This is a genomic window from Hymenobacter aranciens (assembly GCF_030580865.1).
Classification (GTDB): Bacteria; Bacteroidota; Bacteroidia; order Cytophagales; family Hymenobacteraceae; genus Hymenobacter; species Hymenobacter aranciens.
On sequence record NZ_JAUQSY010000001.1, the window covers coordinates 447,233 to 462,889 of the forward strand.

The window sequence follows — 15,657 nt, forward strand, 5'->3', positions numbered from 1 at the left end:
CAGCCGGCACTGCTAAGTTGTTGGTTGCCCGCTCCGAAAAGGTTGAAGAAGCGGAGCGGGCGGCCAGCAATTTTTTCCTCACTTCACCGTTTTCCGTCAGTTAAATAATTACCCTTTTTTCGCCTGCTATCATGTACGTATCCACTACTACGGCCCACCACGCGCCCACTATCGAGCAACAAGTTTTCCGCATCATCAGCAAGCGCAAGGCCATCCGGGCCAGCCGCGTTCGCAAAACCGCCAGCCTCGCCCGCGACCTGCGCTTCGAAACCCTCGACGTAGTGGACATCATCCTGGCTCTGGAAAACCAGTTCCATATCACCATTCCCGACGAAGTGCCCCTGAATACCGTGGGCGACTTCGTGCGCTACGTGCGCGACCACGCCGCCGCTGCGTAGGCGGCTTTTTCCGTCCATTTTCCAATAAAAAGCCCCCGCAATTCCGATTGCGGGGGCTTTTTGTGTTATCGGCGTTTGGCTTAACGCACGTTGCCGCCGGTATCGACGGCACCCGTGTTGGGCTCGCGGCTGCTGTCGGTGGTGAGGGCCGTTGCATCCGGCTTCACATCGGAAGAAGGCTGCGTACCGGCGTTTTTGGCCGATTCATTCGAGCGCTTCAATTCATCCGAGCCTGAAGCCGCTTCAGCGGCGATAGGAGCGGCCGGCTTGGCTTCGGCAGCGGCCGGAGTGCTGATATCCTTTAGGGCGGCTTCGGCGGCTGCCGCGTGGCCGTGGCGGGCGGCGGCGCTGTAGTGCGTAGGTTGGGCGGCTTCTTCGGCCGTGGCCTCCGATTTAGCGGCGGGCGCGGCTTCGGCCAGCTGCGGGCGCGTCAGCTCCCACTCGTGAAATTTGTCGAGCTCGGTTTTCAGCGTCGTCGAGAACCAGGCTACGAGGGCCACGTCATCGAGCAGGCCCAGCACGGGGATGAAATCGGGAATGAGGTCAATCGGGCTCAGAAAGTAAATGAGTACGGCTACGGCCGCCATTATGGTAGGCGTAGGCACACCCGTGTACTCGCCCGACACGGCAGCTTTGATGAGCCGGAACAGCGTTTGCAGAGTTTCCCAGGCCTCCTGCGCAAGAGTGCCGACTTCGTTTTTCTCGCTGGCTTTTTTGTAGGCGTCGGTCAGTAGCTCCTTCAGGCGGGTAGGCTGCTTAATGTAGCCCTCGGCCTTGCCGAGGAATTTCTTAAAAATGGTAGAGCCGGCTACGTCGTCGCCGGTGGGCGGAGTCTGTTGGTACTGGGCCACGGGATGGTTGGTTTTTGCAGTTGAAAATAAAACGCGGGCGTAATTACCACGAGCCGCAAGCCTGATACTGATTTGCGGCGGGTAAAGTTGTCAGCAAAAAGCCCGTTCCAGGAATGAAACGGGCTTTTTATCAATTGGAAACCAGGAAGGAGAAGTTTTATTCGGAAGCCTTGGCGAAGACTTTCACGACGAACACGTAATCCTGCAGCTTTTTCAGCTGCTGCGGGCGGGCGGCGCCGGTCAGCTGGTTGGTTTTGGGCAGGTGGTAGGGCGTGGCGGGCTGGGTATTACGCAGCGAATCCACGAGCTTCACCAGGTACGACGACTTGGTGGCGAAAGCGGCGCTTTCCAAATCGTTCTGCCGGGCGCTGATGACGCCAATCAGGTTGCCCTGCCCATCGAGCAGCGGGCCGCCCGAGTTGCCGGGGTTCACCGGGATGCTGATTTGGTAAGCTGCCGTGTCGCCCTCGAAACCGGAGCGGGCGCTCAGCGAGCCTTCGCCATACACCACGTCTTCGCGCGGGTAGCCCAGCGTAAACACCCGCTCGCCCAGGTCTGCCTGACCCGATTTGAAGGTGTAGGGCAGGCGGCCGAAGCCGTTGAATTTCTTATCGATAATTCGCAGAATGGCCAGGTCGTGCGCTTTGTCCGAGTACACTGTTTCGGCGTGATAGCGCTGGCGGTCGCGGCCCTCGATGAGCAGCGAATCGGCCCCGCGGATAACGTGGTAGCTCGTCACCAAGTAGCCTTCCGAAGTCAGGGCAAAGCCCGTACCGCCGAATTTGCCGTTGTTGACGGGCGGCGTCGGCAGGGCGCTGGTCCCGTCAATGCGCTTGATAGTGCGGTTGAGGGCGCGTTGGTTTTGCTTGAGGCTGTTGATTTCGCGGCGCATCCACTGGTACGAAGCGGGCACCTGCACCTTCGAGTTGCGCCACATTTCCAAACCCAGCAGGGTGGCAAATACGGCCATCACGGCCACCGAGGCGGCCACGCCCACCGTGGCACGGTAGCCGCTCCAGAACTCACGCAGGCGGCGCTCGGTGCGCGAAATGCGCAGCATGGGCGCGGGCGCTGAGGTTTCGGCTTTCACCGCGTCCACGTCGGCCTTGAGGCTGGTCTGGTCCTTGGTCATGTCGGCGTGGATGCTGCGCAGCTGCTGGCGCAGGGCACGGCGGCGGCTTTGGGCCTGCAGAGTGCCGGTGAGCTCAGCGAAGTCGGCGTAGCGCAGGGCCAGGGCCGGGTCGGCGGCTAGGCGCGCCTCCAGGTCGGCCCGGGCGGGCGCGGCCAGCTCGCCCCGGTCGTAGGCTTCAAATAGAGCGTAGTAATCAGCTTCAGTCATCATAGCGGAAAACCTCGGGGCGCTTAGCGGGCCTGTTCTTCTTTATAGTGGGCGAAAAACAGTTTCTTTAAACGCACCAGGCACTTGTATTTCTGGTTCTTGGCATTGTCGGCGTTGGTGTAGCCGAATTCTGCCGTCAAATCCTGCATCGACTTATCGAGCAGGTAAAAGCCTTCTAAAAGTGAACGACAGGGCTCGCCCAGGTGGTTCAGGGCCTCGCTCATGGTTGCGAAGCGGCGGTCCTGCTCCTCGGCGGCAAGGAGGTCGTCCTCGGCGCCGGTGTGGAGGTAGGGGCCGTGCTCCTCGTCGTCGAGCAAGCGCACGCCGAAGCGGCTTTTACTGGTGAGGCGCTTGAGCCACAGCCGGCGGCAGACGGCGTAGAGGTAGGTTTTAATCTGGCAGCTTAGCTCTAAAGAGTTGTCGCGCACCTTTTCATAAAACACCATTACGCCTTCCTGGTACACGTCCTGGGCGTCGTCGTCGGTGCCGCTGTTTTGCAGCACGAAGTGCGACACCATGGGCCAGTGCATGCGGTAGAGCTGGCTGAGCGCCCGCTCGTCGCCGCGCCGGATGGCCGCGATGAGCTGCTCATCGGTAGTCCCAGAAGAAGAAAGGTTGCCCTTGCTCATTCACTTTGTGTGTTAATACTCGTGGAGGGCGGAAGTAACCCGCAAAAAATATTTTTTTCCCGCCGGGTTACCTTTTACGAAACCCGGGATAAAGGGCGCTTTTTAGTTAAACCCTTTTTCAAACTTACCCCTAAAATGAACAACCTGTTCAAAGCCGCCGCCCTCGCTTTCGCTATCACCGCTGGTCTGACCTCGTGCGAGTCGAAAACCACCGAGTCGACGACCGTGGAAACCGCTCCCGCCACCACCGAAACCACGGTTGTTGCTGACACCACGATGGCTGCTCCCGCTGCTGCTGCTCCTGCTGCTGACACCACGGTTAGCACCACCACCACTACCACGACTGCTCCTGCCCAGTAGTGACGCGCTGGCCGCGAGCCAGCCGTTCCTCTAAGCACCAGTTGCTTAACCGCCCGGATTTCCTCGAGAGGAAGTTCGGGCGGTTTTTTTGTTGCCAGTCATGCCCCGTATCCGTCATGCTGACGAAGGAAGCATCCTCTCACGCCAGAGGGGATTTTACTGCCTCGTTCGGCCCTGATAAGATGCTTTCTTCGTCAGCATGACAGACGGCGCGAGGCATAACCGTTACTCTATCAACGCCAGCAGCGCCGCCGCAATGCCGGGCCAGGGCTGCTGCAAATCGAGCGTGACGACGCGCACCGGGTGGACGCCCAGCGTATAGCGCAAATCGACGGACTGGGCGGCGGCGGGATAGAGCAAAATGCCTTCCAGCGCCTGTTCAGGCTGGCTTTGTTGGTTTTGCAGGTAGGCGTAGAGCTGGTAGAGGTGGGGCGCGATGAGGCGCTGTCGGTCGTAGCGCGGGCGCAGGGCGGCGGCGTAGTATTTGGTGTCGAGGATGATTTTGCGGTCGGCGGCCTCCAGCGTGGTGTCGGTGAGCATGGTGGGCAGCAGGGCGAGGTCGTCGGGCTGCGTGGCTTCGGCCTGCCAGGCAATGGTTTCGGTGAAAACGCGGTAGCGGCGCTGCTCGCGGCGGAAGAAATTGCGCACGAACTGCTCGAAAATGCGCGCCATCAAGGTTTCATCACGCCGAAAATCGACGAAGCGACTGCGGCCCCGGGCGGTGGGCGTGGGCAAGGCCATGAGCCAAATCAGCTCGCAGATGTGCAGTAAAAAGGCTTCTTCGCCCGCCGGGCGCTGGCGGCGCAGCTCGCGGAAGGTGGCAGCAGTAGGAGCGGGCCGGCTGGCCTCGGCCGCAATGGGCAGGCGATGGCGCAGCTGACTCAGCTCGCGCCGCACGGCCAGCGGCAGGGTGCTGGCTCGTGCCAGGGCCGCCAGCGTATCGGCCAGCAGGCGGTGCAGTGGCCTATCGGGGCTCAGTTCATCAAACGAGCAAACGGCGCGGCCCTGCGGCAGCAGGCCCTGCGCCAGCGAGGGCGTCAGCTCGATGCGGCCGCGCAGGCTGCCCAGCACTTCTTCGCGGGTCACGTAGGCCTGGGGCAGGCCGGTGCGCAACAGGCGGCGCGTGGCGTGCAGCAGCACCTGGGCCAGCAGCTCCAGCGGGCGGTGGAAGCTTTGGGCTTCGGTGGCGCGGAGCAGGGCGGGCTCGGGCAGGCGGTTCCAGGCGTAGCAGAGGAAGTAGTAGAGGGTGGCGAGGGGAATCATACGCTCAGACCAGCAGCTTTTTAAGCTGGGCGGCGGCCGTGGCGGGCTGCTCGCGCCAGTAGTCGGCCAGCAGCGGGCCAATTTCCTGCTCCACAATCTGCTGGTACCAGATTTCGGCTTCGGCCGGGTTGGCGGGCGGCTGGCAAAAGTAGCTGTGGCCGATGGCGAAGTCGGGCCCCAGTTCGGGGTCGTCGGCAATGGTTTGGTTGAGAGCGTTCAGGCGCGCGCAGAGTTTGGCAGCCAGCTCCGGGGGCACCTGCCGCGCCGTCAGAAACTCACGTAGAGTTTCACCAAACTGCGGGCGCAGCTCCACGAAGGCAAAGCGGCGGCGCAGGGCGTAATCGAGCACCGTGAGGGAGCGGTCGGCCAGGTTGAGCGTGCCGATGACGTACAGGTTTTCGGGCACTAAAAAGCGCGGGGCCTCGGGCGGCGCGTAGGGCAGGCGCAGGGCGTGGGCGGGACCCCGCTTATCGGCTTCGAGCAGCAACAGCAACTCGCCAAAAATGCGCGGGACGTTGCCCCGATTGACTTCGTCAATCAGCAGAAAATAAGACCGCTCGGGGTCGGCGGCGGCGCGCTGGCAGAGCAGCGGCAGCACGCCGGGCACGAGGTGAAACTGCCCTTCGGCATTGGGCCGGAAGCCGAGGATAAAATCCTCGTAGCCGTAGCTGGGGTGAAACTGCACGAGCTCGATACGGTGCTCGTCGCGGGCACCCAGCAGCAGCCAGGCCAGCCGCCGGGCCAGGAAGGTTTTGCCGGTGCCGGGCGGGCCCTGCAGCAGCAGGTTGCGGCGCCGGTGCAGGCCGGATAGCGCGGCATCCAGCTCGGTTTCCGAGATAAACAGCTCGGCCAGCGCCTCGGCGCGGGAGTATGGCGCGGGCGTGTAGGCCACGGCAGGCTCGGCTACGACGGGCGCGGCCGGAGTCGGCCTGGTCAGCGGAGTGGCCGTCATTTCTGGCAAACCCGTGTACAGTTCCTCGGCCTGCTGCTGGGCGCTTTCCTCGGCATCGTGGGCCGAGCCGGGAGCCAGCACGGGGCGCTTGGTGCTAATGGTGAAGTCGAGGCGCTCGAATATGGCGTTGGTGGGGGCGCCGGCGGAGAGCGGCCAACGGGCCTCCGGGTTGCGGGTGGCGAGGCGGTAGGCCAGCTCGGCCAGCGGGCGCGGGGGGTAGCGCCGGCCGCGGTACACCAGCTCGTACACCGTGCTGGGCGGCAGCGGCAGGTGCTCTCGCTCTACGCGGCGTAGCGCACGCAACACCTGCTCGCGGGTGAGCAGCGGCGCCGGAGCAGCAGAAGCATCGGGAGGAATGGCGGGCATGAGTGGCAGAGCAGAACTGGGCGACAAAGAAAAGGGAGCGGTAAGGAGTAAAGAGCCGTGGTCTGATTAGAAACGACTTTTTACTTCTTACCGCTCCCTTTTCGGCCGGTTGCAGCAAAAAACTATTGCTGCGGCGTGACGACGAACGTGCGCGTGACGGAGTTATAAGCGCCCGGCAGCAGCTTGCCATCCGCATCTACCAGCTCCAGCTTGATGGTGTTTTCGCCGGTAGGCAGGCCTTCCATTTGGTACGGCAGCCACTTGTCGAGCATAAACTCGGTGCCGTTGATGGTAGCCCGCACCTTGTTGCCGTCGGGGTCGAGGGTAGTGTTAGCAAGGTAAAAATCGAGCATAATGCGCTTGGCATCATCACCGATGTACTCGTCTTTGGGGCGGCTGTAGAACAGCGTGGGCTGCTTAATGTCGATGGGTGGCGCGGCGGCGGACGCAGGGCCTACGTTAATAACGCGCAGGTCGTAAGCGCCGGGCTGCTTGAGGCTTTCGTGGTAGGAGCGCGACAGAAACGAGAGTACCACGTGGGGGCCGTCGGGCAGGGGTTTGGTGAAGGTGGTTTCGTAGTGCGCGGTGTAGGGCTGGTTGTCAACGATGTTGTGAATGTGCTGGCCCTTCATCGAGCGGGCCAGCTGCTCATCGTGGCGGCCGCCGGTCATGTCGGTGAGCTTGAAATTGCTCAGGGCATATTCAAACTTCACTTCGCCGCTGGGCACGGTGGCATTGGGGGCCGGCGATTTCAGCTGAAGCCGGGCGTCGGCAAACTTGGGCGAATCATCGAACGGAATCAGGCGAATGCCATTCTTCTCGATGCTGTTGCCCATGATGTTGACGCCGGAGCCCGGGCTGTCGGCGGGCGGGCGACTCGATTCACAACTGGTCAGCACGGCCATCGCCAAAGCGATACTGCCCAGTAAACAGGTAGTTTGTTGCATAAAATAAGGTAACGGGGGAGAAAATACGGGGCACGAATGTGGCCGATGCGGGGTTTTGCCTAACTTGCACTATTCCCGCCACGGCACACACCCGCACCCAAAGTAAACCGTAAAATTTCGTATGGAAGACAAGCTCCTGGAACAAATCCCCTCCCTCGACCTCGCCGACTTCCGCTCCGGCGACCCTGCCCGCAAAGCCAAATTCGTGCAGGAGCTGGGCGAAGCCTACCAGAATATCGGCTTCGTAGCCCTCAAAAACCACGGCCTTAGCGACGAGCAAACCAAGCAGCTCTACGCTGATGTTCAGGCCTTTTTTCAGCTGCCCGACGCGGCTAAGCAGCGCTACGAAAACCCCGAGCTGGCTGGCCAGCGCGGCTACATCAGTAAGGGCAAGGAGCACGCCAAAGGCCGCAACACCGGCGACCTGAAAGAATTTTTTCACGTGGGGCAGGAGGTCGAAGATGACACCGACCCGGTGAAAAATGACTACCCCGCCAACATCTGGCCCGCCGAGGTGCCCAGCTTCCAGAAAAGCACTTTCACGGCCTACCGCACCCTCGAAGCAGCCGGGCAGGACGTGCTCCGCGCCATCGCGCTGTACCTGCAGCTGCCCGAAAACTATTTCGACGCCAAAGTGAAGGCCGGCAACAGCATTCTGCGCCCCATTCACTACTTCCCCATCGAAGACCCCGACGCGGTGCCCTCCGACGCCGTGCGCGCCGCCGAGCACGGCGACATCAACCTCATTACCTTGCTGATGGGCGCCAGCGCCGACGGCCTGCAGGTGAAGCGCCGCGATGGCAAGTGGATTCCCATCACCGCCCTGCCCGACCAGATTGTGGTGAACGTGGGCGACATGCTGCAGCGCCTCACCAACGGCGTGCTCAAGAGCACCATCCACCGCGTGGTAAACCCGCCGCGCGAGAAAATGAATACCTCGCGCTACAGCATCCCGTTCTTCATGCACCCGCGCTCCGAAATGAGCCTGGCGGCCCTGGAACACTGCGTGACGCCCGACAACCCCAAAAAAGAAGCCGACATCACGGCCGGCGAATTCCTCAACGAGCGACTGATTGAGCTGGGCCTGAAGAAAAAATAATTTCTCCAAGCCGCTCATTGCGCTTATCTTAGCACGTCGTCCAGCGCCAAGGCCTGGGCGGCGTGCTTTTTTGTTCCCCGTGCAGCCCTCCACCATCCCACCCACCCCGCAACTGGCCCCGCCGCCCCCCAAGCGGCGCAAAGGCGAGCGCACGCGGCAGGTGCGGAGCCTGATATTTCTGCGCGACGTGGCGGTGCTGGCCTTCACGGCTTTCGGCGGCCCGCAGGCCCACGTGGCCATGATGCTGCGCCTGCTGGTGGAAAAGCGCCGCTACATCTCGGCCAACGAGCTACTGGAGCTGCAGGCGCTGTGCGCGCTGCTGCCGGGCCCTACTTCTACCCAGACCATCACCGTGATAGGCTACCGCCTCGGCGGGCCCAATCTGGCCTACCTCACGCTCATCGTGTGGGCCGCGCCGGCCGTCACGCTGATGACCGTGGCGGCCCTCACCCTCAGCTACCTCAACCCGGTGCACATGCAGCACCTGGTGCAGTTTGTGCAGCCGGTGGCGGTGGGCTTCGTGGCGTTTTCGGCCTACAAGATTTCGGAGAAAGTCATTCGCACCAAAACGGCCGTGGGGCTGACGGTAGCCTCGGCCATGGTGGCGTACTTCTTTCAGCTGCCGTGGGTGTTGCCGGTGCTGCTGGTGGCGGGCGGGGCCATTACCACGGTGCGCTACCGCCGCCACGCCATCATCGAGAATAAGCAGCCGGTTCGCATTGAGTGGGCCAATTTTGTGCTGTGGCTGGGCATTCTGATTGGGGCGGCCGTGCTGGGCTCCTACACGCAGCTGCTGCCGGTGCGGCTGTTCGAGAATTTCTACCGCAACGGCTCCCTCGTGTTTGGTGGTGGGCAGGTGCTGGCGCCGCTGCTGTATGCTGAATTCGTGGAATTTAAGCAGTACCTGACGGGGCCGGAGTTTCTGTCGGGCCTGGGGCTGGTGCAGGCAGTGCCGGGGCCTAATTTCTCGCTGGCGGCTTACATCGGCGCGCTGGCGATGCGGCCGCAGGGCGGCGGCACCGCCGGGCAGCTGCTGGGCGCGGTGGTGGGCACCACGGCTATTTTTCTGCCGGGTACTTTCCTGATTTTCTTTGCTATCCGTTTCTGGGACCGGCTGCGGCAATACCGCGTGGTGCAGGCCTCGCTGGAAGGCGTGAATGCCGTGAGCGCCGGACTGGTGTGCGCGGCAGCGGCACTGCTCTACCACCCGCTGCCGTACCGGCTGCTGGCCCTGCCCTTCAAGGCCGGCCCTATCGACAGCATTCCGCTGAACCCCTTGCTGGTAGGGCTGACTTTCCTGCTGCTGCTGTGGGACAAAGTGCCCTCGGCCGCCATCGTGCTGACGGCGCTGGTGGCGGGGGCGGTGGTGGGGTAGATTTTCAATTAACAATGAGCAATTAACAATTAGTCGGCCGTAATTGCTCATTGCTCATTGAAATTCATCCGTGCCAGCCCGGATAGTAAAATGCACGGTAGCACGGATTGACGAGCGGTAGGGGTGAGGTATTCCTTTGTGGTCATCAAACCACCTCGGATTTCACCTCCTCTTTCCAAGCTCGCCCCATGAAAAATTACGCCTTCCCCTGGTTATCGGCCAGCATGTTAGCTGCCATCCTGTTGCCGTCGTCGCTGCTGGCGCAGCGGCTCGATGCCGAGAAATTCTGCGACGTATCGGGCAAAGCCAAGCGCGGCTACCTGTCCGACGTGACCGTGGACAACAAAGCAGGTAAGATTGACTTGCTGTTCTGCACCAAGTCGACTGACAAGCAAGTGGCTACCCAGACTTACCACTTTGATACGAAGTATAATCTGCTGGGAGTGGATGAAAACTCGATTCCGGTGGAGAAAGTGAAAGGCTACCGGGGCGAGAATTTCAGCAAAAACTCGGTGACGCTGGAAACCAGTGCCCCGGCAACGGGCGCGGGCGTGGTCGGGATGATGGGCGCCCTTGAGGCTTTTAAGAACCCGGCCGGCACGCTGCTCATCCGCCACCGCCGCACCGACTACAAGTGGAGCTGGCTGGGCGGCGGCTACCGCAAGAAAGTGAAGCTGCTGCACACCGAAAAGCCCAAGGCCGAGAGCGGCGCTGGCTACCGCCTCATCGACCACGTCGATGATGATGCCAATGGCGGCACCCTGGCCCTGGTGCAGGAAAACATGAAGCTCAGCAACATGAAAGCCATGAAAGTCGGCTATCACCTGCTGTATTTCAACGATAAAGCCGAGTTGACCAGCGACGTGTACCTCGATACCGACGTGGCCCAGACCTTCGTGCAGATGGCGCCCATCGGCCTCGACCAGGACGAGGAAGCCGACGACAGCCAGCTGCCCGCCCGCGACGTGGCCATTATGCTGGCCTACACCAAAGGCGCCGGCGCCACCAAAGACAAACACCCCACCACCGAATACCAGTACCTGCGGGTGAGCGCCACCGGCCAGGTGAAGGAGAAAATTCGCGTCGACTCGCCGGTAAGTGCCTGGCTGGTCAGCGGATTTATCCCGATGAACGACGGCGGCGTGCTGGCCTACGGCCCGGCCAACGACGACACCAAGAAGCACTACGCCGAAGCCCTGCCCGACGCCAAGCCCGGCATGACGGTTGAGGAGTCCTTCAAAGCCAAGAACTTCCAGCTTGGTAAAATCATGAACGGCCAGGTAGCCTGGATTACCACGACCGACCTGAAGGAATTTGAGGACAAGCAGAAAGTGCCTGCCGGCCAGAAACGCACGCCCGACTACACGGGCAAACGCTTTTTCGTGCGGCAGTCGATGGAAGCTCCGAATGGCGACCTGCTCATTGGCGGCCAGAATTTTAAGATGAAAGGCGGCAACCCCGGCAACAGCAAATTCTTGGACAAAATGACCGGCGGCGACGGCAACTACAAGGAGCCCGACCATGTGTACGGCGACCTCCTGCTATTTCACTTCGACAAAACCGGCCACCTGCGGGCGCAGTACGGCGTGCGGCGCGCCGAGAACAACGCCACTACTTCCGTGGCTCCCAATCCGCAGTATTTTCACCCGTCGGTGGACGGTAAGAGCCTGTACTGGAACATATTGGAAATCGACGGCTGGCGCACGGTGAATGGCCTGACGGAGGATGGCAAGATGGGGGGCATCTTCGAGCCCACTATGCGCGAAACCATCTCCTACCCCAGCGTGACGCGCATCAGCCTGGCCGATGCCAGCATCGGCGCGCAGAAAACCTTTGGTGTGACCAAGGAAGGCAAATACTACGTGAGCAATAAGTACACGACGCTACCCGTGGGCGACGAGAACAAGCAAGTGGTGTACTTTGGCGAAAACAAATCCGGTAAAACCTTGTGGTTCGGCCAGATGCCGCTGGAATAACGGGTTGATGAGGTAATGAGGTGCTGCCGTGACGCATAACCCGTCACGGCAGCACCTCATTATTTGCTTAGGTAAGCCGTCCGGGCTTCTTCCAACAGCGCCACCACGGCGGCCCGCTGCCGTAGCAGCTCCTGCCCCACGGCGGGCTGGCGACGGAACAGGTTGGCCGCCCGCAGGCGGCGCAGGCGCCCGGCCAGCGACTCCCAGTAGCCCAGGGCATAGAAGCCGCTGATGGGCAGGCTCAGCGCGTACAGTGCCGTCAGCCAGCCGTTGTGCGTCAGCCAGTGATGCACGGCAATGGTTTGCAGCGCGTAGGCCAGCGGGAAAGTAATCATGCCCACTACCAGCATGATAGGCGCCACGAATTCAGCTTCTTTGGTGGCGCGCTTGGCTACCAGCGAGGGCAAAATGTAAGGCAGGTAATTGTTAATGACACCATAAAGCCACAGCGGCGTGCCCAGAATCAGATTCAGCAGGCCGCCGATGGTGCCGCGGCGCTGGTCGTCGAGCGCAGCGTCGCCGAGGCGGTGGCGCTGCAGGGAGGCCTGGTATTCCTCAAATTGCACGCGGGCAGCGGCCAGCCGCTCGGGGAAGTGCTGCTCAATCCAGGCCAGGGCCTGAAACAGCGTGCGGCTGAGGTGGAAGTTGTCGTAGAGCGTGTTGGGGTCGTCGTCGGGGTTGAGGTGGTCGCCAAAGGTGCGCTCCACCTGCTGCACCAGCGCGTCGTCGGCCGCGTCGCGGCTGATAACGAGGCGCTGCTCCAGGGCCTGCCGGATGGTTTCGGTGAGGGCATCGACGGTGGCCTCGGGGTCCTGGGCGTAGGCTTCGGCGTAATGGGCCACCACTATGGGCGGGGCCGGGTTCAGCAACACATCGGAGCGAAAGCGTTGCGGGTCGAAATAGTTGATAGCCAGCGGGACGATTTGCAGGCCAAGCTTAAAGCCATTGCGCGCCTCGGCGCCCAGCGCAATGCGGGCCACGCCGGTTTTGAGCGGCCGGAGCTTGCGCTCGCTCACGCTGGTACCTTCCGGAAAAATCATCACTGTGCCGCCCTTGCCCAGGTAATCGAAGCAGCGGCCGAAAGTGGCCTCGTTCTGCGCGGCGCGCTGCTGGGCCGAAGACGTCCCGCCCGTGCCCGCATCCTGGGCGCGGTAGATGGGAATCGAGTTACCCGACTTCATAATGGCCCCGAGAATGGGGTTTTTGAAAAAGGTGCTCTTGGCCAGAAACGCAATGGGCTGGCGCCGGTTGACGGCCGCCAACAGCGGGTCCATCAGCGTGTTAGGGTGGTTGGCGGCGATGAGCAGCGGGCCGGGCAGGTGCAGCCGCTCGCGGTGCCGCACCTCCACCCGCCGGAAAAAGATGCGCAGTGCCACCTGCACCAGGGGCTTCATGACGGTGTAAAAAAGCATAGGCCCGAACAGGTTAGACGTGCTAAATGTAGGGCTTGGCGCGCCAGTCGGCCGCTCGCAGGCTCCTACCGCAGCACCACCGGCAGTACGATATTCACCGCCACGGGTTTGCCGCCGTGCATGCCGGGCTTCCAGGGAGCGGGTACTACCTCGCGCACCGCCACCCACAGCGCCTGGCTGGCCAGCTTGCCCTCGGGCGAGTTGGCTGACAAACGGTTATTAGGGCTGGGGCTCACGCTGGTGGCCCGTACCACGCCATCGGTGCCCACCGTGAAGCGGAGCATCCAGCAGCCGGCATCGTGCACGGGCTGGCCTTTGGCGGGGGCTTTCAGGGTGCCTTCCAGGTCATCGAGCAGCTTGTTGAAGCCGCCCGGATACTCGGGCATCTGCTCGGGCAACTCTAATGCGGTTTCCAGGTTTTTATCGAGCAGGTGCTGGGCATCAGCATTTTCCTGGGCCCGGGCAACCCGCGTCGAGAAAACCAACAAAACCAACAGCAGCAGGCCCGATAGCCGCATCCGGGCCGGAGAAGAGTACAAGAGTTGCTTCATAACCAATACGTGTAGAACGAAACGCGCTGACCGCTACCTGCCGCCGTAGAATTACGCCGCCAAACTTACGGCTATAAATACACTATTGGTTGTTGAAGTAGAAAATAAAATTGTCGCTGGTTATGAAACTTGCAGGAATGTGATAAGTCCCCGGCGAAATTATCGCAAATAAATTGCTGATGTCTGAAAAAAGAGCAGATAAAAATGGTTTTAGAATTTTATCATAGTGTTAATTAAGCTGGTCAACTCATAGAAACAGGCTTGATACCGCCGCTCGCACGAAAGCCCGACGCTATGGCCGGGCCTTCTTTCCCTCACCCAATGAAGGATTTACAAAGCAAATTGCACGGGTAGAATGAGGCTCACGGCCACCGGCTTGCCGGCGGTGCGGCCGGGCTGCCACTGCTTAGTGAGGCTTTGCAGGGCGCGCAGGGCCTCGGTTTCGAGGGCGCGGGCGGCGGGCGCCTGCGCGGGAGACGGCTGAGTGTTTCTCACCTCCACGCTGGTCTGGCTGCCGTCGGGCAGGCTTATGTTGTAGCTCGGAGTCAGGCCTTTCTTGAGGGCGGCATCGTACATCCGGCCATCGGCGCCCACCGTGAAGCTGATGAACAGGCGGCCCTGCAGCTTCTCGGCTTTGGCCTCGGCCGGGTACTTGATGGCGGCGTTGAGGTCGGCCACGAGCTGGCCCATGCCACCGGGATATTCCGGCTGCTGTTCAGCGGTTTCGACGGGGTTGGCATTGGGCGGAGCGACCATGGGCGGCGGGGGCGGTAGCAGCTGCATGGCCTCGGCAGAAGCGACGACCGGGGCAGTGGTAGGAGCCACTAGCTGCCGTTCGCAGGCAGTGGCAACGAGCACGGCCGCGAGGGCCGGCAGCACCAGCGCCTGCTTCCAGCGGCGCACGGGCAAGGAGTTTTTCAACATGGCTAAACGGGTTAAAATGGGTGAGTGGGTGAAGGAATGCGTAAGGGGAAAGGCCACCCCTGGGACGGGCAGCGCGCCGAGCTGCGCCGCCGCGTAGCGGGCCAGCAATTGCGCGTAGGAAGGGCCCGCAGGGTGGCGGCTGGCCAGCGGGGCAGCGGCATCAGCATCGGCCTGAAACTCGTGCGTCATTTCCAGCGCCCGGCCGAAGAGATACACGAATGGATTGAACCACAGTGCTGATTTTAGCCCACCAAATAACAGGCGGTCAGTCGTGTGCCGGCGACTTACGTGGGCCAGCTCATGGCGGAGTAGGGCGTTTTCGGACGTGGGCGTGCCCGCCGCTTCCTGCCAGTACACCCAGCGCCCGAAGGAGCTGACGGGGCATTGGCCGGCGGTATGCACCAGCGTGTAATTGGCGTGAGTGGTGCGTGGCAGGCGGCGCGTGAGGCGGGCTAGCTGCCACAGGTGCCGGCCGAGTCGGACTAAGCCCCAGGCTACGCCGCTGGTATAAATTGCGACCAGCAGCCAAAAGGTTAAATCGAAGCTGTGATTGGCCGGGGCCGACAACTGCAGCGTCGGCAGCCACACGCTGGCCGGCGATGCCGCCAGTGGGACCAGCGCCTCGCTGGGCCAGAATGAAGCGGGCAGTAGCGGTAGCCCCGCCGCCAGCAGCGGCGCCAGCACCAGGTAGGCCCGGTTGAACGCGAAAAACCGCTCCGAGCGCAGAGCCAGCCGGTAGGGCAGCCACAGCAGGCCGAGCAACACGGTGCTGGCCAGCATCCAGTTAAGCAGCGGGAGCGTCGTCATGTTCGGGCGCGTTGAGGTCCTGTTTGGCGTGGTGCAGCAGCTCGTCAAGCTGGGCGGCGTCGAGGTTTTCTTCCTGAGCGAAGAAAGAGAGCAGGCGGCCGAAGGAATTGCCGAAGTGCCCGCCCAGCAGCTTGCGCAGCGAGAAGCGGCGGTAATCGTCCTGCGCCACCAGCGCGAAATAGCGGTGCGTGCGCCCAAAGGCCTCGTGCCCGGCAAAGCCCTTCTGCTCCAGAATACGGATGATGGTGGACACCGTGGTGTAGGCCGGCTGCGGGGCCGGCAACTCGGCCAGCACGTCCTTCACGAAGGAAGGGCCGAGGCGCCAGAGCACCTGCATCACCTGCTCTTCGGCACGGGTGAGCTCGGGGAAAGATGGGTTCGACATATTGAGTATAAGGTTGTTTTATC

Annotated in this window: 14 protein-coding genes and 1 pseudogene; 5 read left to right on the forward strand and 10 right to left on the reverse strand. The window is 62.0% G+C overall.

The window, feature by feature from the left end:
* The first annotated feature begins 131 nt into the window (after positions 1-131).
* The gene (locus tag Q5H93_RS01560; RefSeq protein WP_305004715.1) at positions 132-398 is read left to right on the forward strand and encodes an acyl carrier protein; all 267 of its coding nucleotides are present in this window, start codon (positions 132-134) and stop codon (positions 396-398) included.
* 488 nt (positions 399-886) lie between these two features.
* On the opposite strand, the pseudogene Q5H93_RS01565 reads toward Q5H93_RS01560, so the two are convergent.
* The 3 genes and pseudogenes from Q5H93_RS01565 to Q5H93_RS01575 form a co-directional block, all read right to left on the reverse strand.
* Positions 887-988: pseudogene (locus Q5H93_RS01565) on the reverse strand (YkvA family protein); the annotation flags it as partial.
* A gap of 418 nt (positions 989-1,406) precedes the next feature.
* The gene (locus Q5H93_RS01570; RefSeq protein WP_305004716.1) at positions 1,407-2,591 is read right to left on the reverse strand and encodes a trypsin-like peptidase domain-containing protein; all 1,185 of its coding nucleotides are present in this window, start codon (positions 2,589-2,591) and stop codon (positions 1,407-1,409) included.
* Positions 2,592-2,611: 20 nt separating this feature from the next.
* The gene (locus Q5H93_RS01575; RefSeq protein WP_305004717.1) at positions 2,612-3,217 is read right to left on the reverse strand and encodes an RNA polymerase sigma factor; all 606 of its coding nucleotides are present in this window, start codon (positions 3,215-3,217) and stop codon (positions 2,612-2,614) included.
* Positions 3,218-3,352: 135 nt separating this feature from the next.
* On the opposite strand from Q5H93_RS01575, the gene Q5H93_RS01580 reads away from it, so the two are divergent.
* Entirely contained in the window at positions 3,353-3,577 is a 225-nt protein-coding gene (locus tag Q5H93_RS01580) for a hypothetical protein (protein ID WP_305004718.1), read from the forward strand.
* 225 nt (positions 3,578-3,802) lie between these two features.
* Here Q5H93_RS01580 and Q5H93_RS01585 read toward each other — a convergent pair whose 3' ends face one another.
* The 3 genes from Q5H93_RS01585 to Q5H93_RS01595 form a co-directional block, all read right to left on the reverse strand.
* Positions 3,803-4,840 carry a 5-methylcytosine restriction system specificity protein McrC gene (locus Q5H93_RS01585; RefSeq protein WP_305004719.1) on the reverse strand — a complete coding sequence of 346 codons (1,038 nt, stop codon included), beginning with the start codon at positions 4,838-4,840 and terminating at the stop codon, positions 3,803-3,805.
* 4 nt (positions 4,841-4,844) lie between these two features.
* Positions 4,845-6,158, reverse strand: a complete 1,314-nt coding sequence (locus Q5H93_RS01590) for an AAA family ATPase (RefSeq protein ID WP_305004720.1) — start codon at positions 6,156-6,158, stop codon at positions 4,845-4,847.
* A 122-nt stretch (positions 6,159-6,280) separates the two neighbouring features.
* Positions 6,281-7,105: a hypothetical protein gene (locus Q5H93_RS01595; protein WP_305004721.1), complete on the reverse strand. Its 825-nt coding sequence runs from the start codon at positions 7,103-7,105 to the stop codon at positions 6,281-6,283.
* A 121-nt stretch (positions 7,106-7,226) separates the two neighbouring features.
* Here Q5H93_RS01595 and Q5H93_RS01600 point away from each other — a divergent pair, with 121 nt between their 5' ends.
* The 3 genes from Q5H93_RS01600 to Q5H93_RS01610 all read left to right on the forward strand — a co-directional run bounded on the left by Q5H93_RS01600 (position 7,227) and on the right by Q5H93_RS01610 (position 11,555).
* Positions 7,227-8,204 carry an isopenicillin N synthase family dioxygenase gene (locus tag Q5H93_RS01600; RefSeq protein ID WP_305004722.1) on the forward strand — a complete coding sequence of 326 codons (978 nt, stop codon included), beginning with the start codon at positions 7,227-7,229 and terminating at the stop codon, positions 8,202-8,204.
* Positions 8,205-8,283: 79 nt separating this feature from the next.
* Positions 8,284-9,579: a chromate efflux transporter gene (chrA, locus tag Q5H93_RS01605; protein WP_369810975.1), complete on the forward strand. Its 1,296-nt coding sequence runs from the start codon at positions 8,284-8,286 to the stop codon at positions 9,577-9,579.
* A 188-nt stretch (positions 9,580-9,767) separates the two neighbouring features.
* Positions 9,768-11,555 (forward strand): hypothetical protein, encoded by a 1,788-nt coding sequence (locus Q5H93_RS01610; protein WP_305004723.1) that lies wholly within the window; start codon positions 9,768-9,770, stop codon positions 11,553-11,555.
* A gap of 59 nt (positions 11,556-11,614) precedes the next feature.
* On the opposite strand, the gene Q5H93_RS01615 is transcribed toward Q5H93_RS01610, so the two are convergent.
* The 4 genes from Q5H93_RS01615 to Q5H93_RS01630 form a co-directional block, all read right to left on the reverse strand.
* Complete coding sequence (locus Q5H93_RS01615; protein ID WP_305004724.1) at positions 11,615-12,967, reverse strand: lysophospholipid acyltransferase family protein; 1,353 nt, start codon at positions 12,965-12,967, stop codon at positions 11,615-11,617.
* 65 nt (positions 12,968-13,032) lie between these two features.
* Positions 13,033-13,518, reverse strand: a complete 486-nt coding sequence (locus Q5H93_RS01620; protein ID WP_305004725.1) for an energy transducer TonB — start codon at positions 13,516-13,518, stop codon at positions 13,033-13,035.
* A 330-nt stretch (positions 13,519-13,848) separates the two neighbouring features.
* Positions 13,849-15,249 (reverse strand): M56 family metallopeptidase, encoded by a 1,401-nt coding sequence (locus Q5H93_RS01625; protein WP_305004726.1) that lies wholly within the window; start codon positions 15,247-15,249, stop codon positions 13,849-13,851.
* Complete coding sequence (locus Q5H93_RS01630) at positions 15,227-15,634, reverse strand: BlaI/MecI/CopY family transcriptional regulator (RefSeq protein ID WP_305004727.1); 408 nt, start codon at positions 15,632-15,634, stop codon at positions 15,227-15,229. Before Q5H93_RS01630 ends, Q5H93_RS01625 begins: the two co-directional genes overlap by 23 nt.
* Positions 15,635-15,657: the final 23 nt, after the last annotated feature.